This window comes from Nocardioides sp. GXQ0305 (genome assembly GCF_050880345.1).
GTDB lineage: Bacteria > Actinomycetota > Actinomycetes > Propionibacteriales > Nocardioidaceae > Nocardioides.
This window is the reverse complement of sequence record NZ_JBNYXG010000010.1, coordinates 46042-52071: the sequence shown is the minus strand read 5'-3', so window position 1 is coordinate 52071 and position 6030 is coordinate 46042. Positions and strand designations below refer to the sequence as shown.

Genomic DNA, 6030 nt, shown 5'->3' with positions numbered 1-6030 from the left:
ACCCGCCGAAGCGCTCGACGCGCTACTGTCCGAACACGACAACCCACCCGGTGTTGCACTCACCGGTTGAATCCACCGCCGACCGATCGTCTCGAAACCCTGGCCAGCCGAGGCGGCGGAGCCGCGGCGGCGTGGGGCGACAAGCACCCGCCCGGAACGGGTGTAGGCCCTCGTCTCCCCGCCGCTCTACGGTCGGACGTCGCAGGCGGATCTCGACCGCCGGCACCTCGGAGGGAGCCCGATGAGCCGGAGCGCGACGCGGGCGGGCAGCGCGGGCGGCGTGCTGGCTGCCACCTGCATCTCGACGCTCGTGGTGAACGCGAACACCTCCGCGGTGAGCATCCTGCTGCCCGCGATCAGCGACGACACCGGCATGTCCCTGGAGACCCTGCAGTGGGCCGTGACCGGCTACTCCCTGGTGGGGGCCGCCGTGATCATCACCAGCGGGTCGCTGGGCGACGTGTTCGGGCGCCGCCGGATCTTCCAGGGCGGGCTGCTGCTGTTCGTGGCGTCGTGCGTGCTCATCGCCCTGGCCCGGACCGGCGAGCTGGTCATCGCGGGCCGGGTCATCCAGGGCGCGTCGGGCGCCACCATCCTGGCGTGCGGGCTGAGCCTGCTGACCGTCGGCACGGCCGGTGACAAGCAGCTGCGCGCGGTCACCCTGTGGGGTGCCGCGGCCGCCGTCGGCGCGGCGGCCGGCCCCCTGGTCGGCGGCGTGCTGGTGAACCTGACGGGCTGGCAGGGCCTGTTCTGGATCGACGCCGCGGTGGCCGTCGGCTGCATGGGCATCACCGCCCTGATGGTCGAGGAGTCGCGGGACCCCGATCGGTCCCGCTCGATCGACTACGCCGGCACGCTGTTGATCGCGCTCACCCTGATGCCCCTGATCCTCGGCGTCAGCAAGAGCGGCGGCTGGGGCTGGTGGTCGCCGGCCACCCTGGGCTGCTTCGCGGTGACCCTCCTCGCCGGGTACGCCTTCCTCCAGGTGGAGCGGCGGGTCGAGGTCCCCCTGCTGGACCTCGCGCTGCTGCGCAACCGGGTGCTGATCGGCTCCACCATCGCCATCCTGATCGGTGCGGGGACCATCAACGGCTTGATGTACCTGCTCAGCCTGTACTTCCAGGACCCGTCCACGCTGGGCTTCTCGCCGCTGGAGGCAGGGCTGGCGACGCTGCCGGCCACGGTCGGCCTGGTGCTCACGGCACCGGTCGTCCCGCGTCTCGCGCAGCGCATCGGCGCGCGTCCGACGATCGTCCTCGGCTTCGCCATCACGACTGTCGGCTTCGTGGTGGTCGGCTTCACCCAGGAGTCGTGGCGGTACGTCGCGTTCCTCCTGCCCCTGATCGCGATCGCCGTGGGCATGGGCCTCTCCAACGGGCCCTCGTCGTCGGGCGCCACCGCCTCCGTGCCGGCCGCCCAGGTGGGGGAGGCCTCCGGCGTGTCCAACATGGCGAGGTACGTCGGCGCGGCGGTCGCGACCGCCCTGGCGGCCACCATCTACGCGAGCGTCTCGGCCAACCAGCAGGCCGACGGGGCGTCGACCGCGGCGGCGCTGTCGGCCGGTATCGGAGCCGCTTCGTGGGTGATGGCCGGGTTCAGCCTGGTCGGCGTGGTCATGGGAGCCGTGTTCATCGCCCGGATCCGGCCCGGCCAGGGTCGCAACACGCTCGAGGACGTCCTGGCTGCTGCGGCCTCCGCCGCGGCCGTCGTCCACACCGTCCCCCCTGCTCCGGCGGACGACGACACGATCGCCTCACGGGAGCCGTAGCCCCCCTTCACTGGAGTGCCGAGGTCAGTCGCATCACGTTGTCGACGTAGCGGGCCCCCTTGCCGCGTCGCGCCCACTCCTCCTGGGTGAGCTCGCGCGACAGCCCGCGATAGGTGTCCTCGACCTTGCGCATCCGCTCCACCGCGTCGGCGCCGAGCAGCATCAGGCTCACCTCGTAGTTGAGGGCGAACGAGCGCAGGTCCATGTTGCTCGAGCCGAGCACCGCGACGTGGTCGTCGATCGTGAAGTGCTTGGCGTGGAGCACCCACGGAGCCGGATAGAGGTGGATGCGCACACCCGCGGAGAGCAGCGGCTGGTAGTAGGAGCACTGGGCGTGGTGGACCATGAACTGGTCGCCCTCCTCGCCGACGAACAGCTCCACGTCGACGCCGCGCTGGGCGGCCGTCGTCACGGCGTACAGCAGGGACTCGTCGGGCACGAAGTACGGACTGGTGAGGGAGATGCGGCGCTGCGCGCTGTAGATCAGGGTGGTGAACATCCGCAGGTTGTTCTCCGACGCGAAGCCGGGCCCGCTCGGCACGACCTGCACCGTCGTCCCGCCCCCGACGGACTCGTCGAACAGGTCGTGGACCGTCTCAGCCAGCACCTCACCGGTCTCGGCGTACCAGTCGGTGAGGAAGACGGCGTTCATCTCGGTGACTGCCGGTCCTGTGAGTCGGGCGGTGAGCTCGACCCAGGCCCGGCCGACCTTCTGGTTCTTGGGCTTGTTGTACGACGGCTCGATCATGTTCTGGGACCCGCCGAAGGCGCAGGTGCCGTCGACGACCAGGATCTTGCGGTGGTTGCGCAGGTCCGGCCGCCGGAACTTCCCCTTGAGCAGCTGGATCGGCATCATCGGGTGCCACTCGATCGAGGTCTGGTCGAGCCGTTGGACCATGTCCTGGTAGCCGGGGATCCCCCGGGAGCCGAGGTGGTCGAACAGCAGCCGGACCGGGACACCGCGCTCGGTGGCCCGGACCAGGGCGGCGAAGAACGGCGCCGTCACCTCGTCCCAGGCGGTGATGTAGAACTCCACGTGCACGAAGGACCGCGCCTCGTCCACCGCGGCCGTCATCGCCGCGATCGAGTCGGTGTAGCCGGTGAACAGGTCGACCGTGTTGCCGGGCACGGCAGGCAGCGCGCCCAGCCGTCGGTTGAGCGTCGCGACCGTCGCCACCGGGCCGAGCTCGGGGGTGCTCGCCTCGAGGTCGGCGATCTCGGCGGTGCGCTGCTGGATCCGCTGGTTGGCCGTCACCTGGGCCAGGTGCCGCCGGCGCTCGACGTGCGTGCTGCCGAAGAGCAGGAAGGCGAGGAAGCCGAAGAGCGGTACCGCGAGGATCAGGATCAGCCAGGCCATCCCGGTCGAGGGCTTGCGACCACCGGGGATGACGCCCAGCGCCGCCACGTAGACCACGACCTGGGCGACCACGACGAGCGCGCCGATGAGTGCCGAGACCTGGACCCAGTCGGGCATGGCCACCTCCGGTGCTCGACGCCCTGGCCGCCCCAGCCTGCTCGACCGCGCCGGACGGGTGCTCACCCGGAGTCGGTGAGAAGGCGCCCGGCGAGCGCCGCCGCCCACCCGCTACGGGCGAGGAGAATCCGGCCGCGGGCGCGCATTCTGGGGGATCATCATCACTGCGGCTCCCGGGAGAGGCATGTCGGCGCTCATCGTGTGGACCTCGGGGACCCCCGACGGCGCCGAGCGTGCGGCCCGGGTCGTCCGAGACCTGCCCACCCCCGCCCGCGAGGGCGTCCACGACGCGGCGCTGGTGTGCTGGCCCCGGGGGAGCGCCACGCCGACGACGCGGATGCTGCCCGACCTCGCCTCGGACGAGGCGCTCGGCGAGGGGTTCTGGGGCGTGCTGTTCGGACTCATCTTCTACTCGCCCCTGCTCGGCGCGGCGGTGGTCAGCTCCGGTGAGGCGTTCTCGGGCTCGATCGCGGGGTTCGGGATCGCGGACACCTTCGTCAACCGGGCGCGCGACACAGTGACTCCCGGGACCTCGGCGCTGTTCGTGCTCGGGTCCGACGCGCTGGTCGACCACGTGCGCGCGGCCCCGGGCGCCGACCAGGTCGCAAGCCTGCTGGTGACCCGGCTCACCGCGAGCCAGGAAGGAGCGTTGCGACAGGTGTTCGTGGGGTGACCCCCGGGCGCCGGCCCCCGCGAGGGGAGGGGCCGGACCTTGGCCTGATCCGGGTGACCCCGTCGAGCCGCCGACGTCCTAGGTTCTGGTCGGCAGGTCTCTTCGACGTCCACGGCGACCAGCGAAGGAGCACACCATGTCAGCGACCACCACGCCCGGCGCCTACCGTGACGACGCCATGGGGTACGACGGCGGGAGCGCCGGCTCGATCTTCGCCGGCACGATCCTCTCGGTCGTCGGGCTCTTCCAGTTCTTCGAGGGCCTCTCGGCGGTGCTCAAGGACGACGTCTACGTGACGACTCCGAACTACGTCTACCAGTTCGACCTGACGGCCTGGGGATGGCTGCACCTGATCGTGGGGGCGGTGGCCCTGGCGGTCGGTGTCGCGATCCTGATGGGCCAGGCGTGGGCGATGGTCGTGGGCATCATCCTGGCCACGCTCTCGCTGCTCATGCAGTTCCTGTTCATCCCGTGGCAGCCCATCTGGGCGCTGGTGATCATCGCGGTCGACATCGCCGTGATCTGGGCCCTGGCGGCACGGCTCGGCGAGAGGTGACGCGTTCGGGAGGACGCATGACTGACCAGGCACCCGACATCCTGCCGCTCCTCTCCCGCGGCAAGCACCGCAGGCCGAAGCACGGCGCCTGCTTCATGGAGATGGCCTCGGTGATGGCGGGGGAGAGGTGGAGCGACCACCCCGGGTGCACCCACCCGGTGCTGGCCGAGCTGGCGCGGCTGGTCAACGACAACTCCACCGACCGGCGCCGGTCCGAGCTGGCCGTGCTGGTGCCGTCCGTGGTGGGACTCAACTCGCCCGACGACGACCTGCGCTGGACGCTGGGCCTCACGGCCGTCACGGCGTCGTACGCCGTGCGCCGGGTCCCGCAGTCCTCGCAGCGCGCGCTGGCGGCCGGTCTGCTCACGGTGCAGCGGGCGACCGAGGCTCGCGGGCTGGGCACGGTGCCCGGCACCGAGGACGTCGATTCGGCGCTGCGCGACGTCCCCGAGGAGGCCCGGTTCGCGAGGCGGTTCAGCGACGGCCGGACGGTCAGTGACCGGCTGCTGCGCGGCCAGGTCGCGCCCGCGGTCGCGCGGAGTGCCGTCAAGGGGCTCGTGACCGGCCACCAGCCCGACCCCGACGGGGATCTGCGCCGGCTGCTGCAGGCCGCCATCGGCGTCGCCCAGCGGCTCGCGGACGAGGACCGGACGCGGGCTGCCCGGCAGGCGCCGGACCGTTCCGCCACGGCGACCTGACCCCACCTCCTCACCACCCTCCTGCGGATGCTGTAACGCGGCGGCGGCTCGCGACACTGATCTGTCGAGCACTCGCCTCGGGCGCACGAGCTGTTCCGACCCGCCCGCCCATCCGAAGGAGAGTCCCGTGACCGCACCGGAGACCGGCTACGCCGACCTGACGGCGATGTTCATCAACTGCACGCTGAAGAAGTCGCCCGAGCCCAGCCACACCGACGGCCTGATCGGGATCAGCCGCCGGATCATGGAGGCGAACGGCGTCGGGGTCGAGGTCGTCCGGGCGATCGACCACGAGATCGCCACCGGCGTGTGGCCCGACATGACCGAGCACGGCTGGGCCACCGACGACTGGCCGGCGATCTTCGAGAAGGTGAAGGCCGCCGACATCCTGGTGCTCGCCGGACCGATCTGGCTCGGCGACAACAGCTCGGTGATGAAGCAGGTCCACGAGCGCCTGTACGGCGGCTCGCACCTGCTCAACGACCGCGGCCAGTACCTCTACTACGGCCGGGTCGGCGGCTGCCTGATCACCGGGAACGAGGACGGCGTGAAGCACTGCGCGCACAACGTGCTCTACACGCTCCAGCACATCGGCTACACCATCCCGCCGCAGGCCGACGCCGGCTGGATCGGCGAGGCCGGTCCCGGGCCGTCGTACCTCGATCCCGGATCCGGTGGTCCCGAGAACGACTTCACCAACCGCAACACGACGTTCATGACGTGGAACCTGCTGCACCTGGCCCGGTTGCTCAAGGACGCCGGGGGCGTGCCCGCCCACGGCAACCAGCGCTCGGAGTGGGAGGCCGGCTGCCGCCTCGACTACGCGAACCCCGAGTACCGATGACCACGGGCGATACAGTG

6 protein-coding genes are annotated in these 6030 nt (G+C 71.3%); 5 read left to right on the top strand and 1 reads right to left on the bottom strand.

Features of this window, described 5'->3' with window-relative positions; all coding sequences use genetic code 11:
- The first annotated feature begins 241 nt into the window (after window positions 1-241).
- Window positions 242-1768 (top strand): MFS transporter, encoded by a 1527-nt coding sequence (locus ACQ1X7_RS19395; protein WP_432479886.1) that lies wholly within the window; start codon window positions 242-244, stop codon window positions 1766-1768.
- Window positions 1769-1775: 7 nt separating this feature from the next.
- Here ACQ1X7_RS19395 and cls read toward each other — a convergent pair whose 3' ends face one another.
- Window positions 1776-3242 (bottom strand): cardiolipin synthase, encoded by a 1467-nt coding sequence (gene cls, locus ACQ1X7_RS19390; RefSeq protein WP_432479885.1) that lies wholly within the window; start codon window positions 3240-3242, stop codon window positions 1776-1778.
- A 184-nt stretch (window positions 3243-3426) separates the two neighbouring features.
- On the opposite strand from cls, the gene ACQ1X7_RS19385 reads away from it, so the two are divergent.
- The 4 genes from ACQ1X7_RS19385 (at window position 3427) to ACQ1X7_RS19370 (ending at window position 6013) form a co-directional block, all read left to right on the top strand.
- Window positions 3427-3915 (top strand): DUF1269 domain-containing protein, encoded by a 489-nt coding sequence (locus tag ACQ1X7_RS19385; RefSeq protein WP_432479884.1) that lies wholly within the window; start codon window positions 3427-3429, stop codon window positions 3913-3915.
- Between the two features lie 136 nt (window positions 3916-4051).
- Complete coding sequence (locus ACQ1X7_RS19380; RefSeq protein WP_432479883.1) at window positions 4052-4471, top strand: DUF7144 family membrane protein; 420 nt, start codon at window positions 4052-4054, stop codon at window positions 4469-4471.
- Between the two features lie 17 nt (window positions 4472-4488).
- On the top strand, window positions 4489-5169 hold the full coding sequence (locus tag ACQ1X7_RS19375) for a hypothetical protein (protein WP_432479882.1): 681 nt from the start codon (window positions 4489-4491) through the stop codon (window positions 5167-5169).
- Window positions 5170-5296: 127 nt separating this feature from the next.
- Window positions 5297-6013, top strand: coding sequence for a flavodoxin family protein (locus ACQ1X7_RS19370; protein WP_432479881.1), 717 nt, complete (start codon window positions 5297-5299; stop codon window positions 6011-6013).
- The last annotated feature ends 17 nt before the right edge of the window (window positions 6014-6030 follow it).